This is a genomic window from Neisseria sp. P0014.S002 (assembly GCF_051958295.1).
GTDB lineage: Bacteria > Pseudomonadota > Gammaproteobacteria > Burkholderiales > Neisseriaceae > Neisseria > Neisseria flavescens_B.
Genome location: NZ_JBQCVO010000154.1, coordinates 1 through 223, shown reverse-complemented (window position 1 = coordinate 223; position 223 = coordinate 1). Strand labels below are relative to the sequence as shown.

Annotated in this window: 1 pseudogene; it reads left to right on the top strand. The window is 61.0% G+C overall.

Annotation, left to right across the window (positions count from 1 at the left end):
• Nucleotides 1-223 (top strand): annotated as a pseudogene (locus ACTHSX_RS10975) (hypothetical protein); the annotation flags it as partial.

Genomic DNA, 223 nt, shown 5'->3' with positions numbered 1-223 from the left:
GACATCGAACGCGACAAACTGCACCGCGAAATCCAAAGGACGCAGGGCAGCATCAGCAGCCTGTACGACTACGACCCCATGGGCCGTCTGAAAAGCCAGCGTACCGTCTGGAGCGGCACACAAACACCCCGCGGCAAACAAAACCCGTTGGCCGGCGGCGCCGTCAACCGCCGCTACGCCTACGACAAAGCCGGCAACCTGATCCAAAGCGCCAACCAAAGAA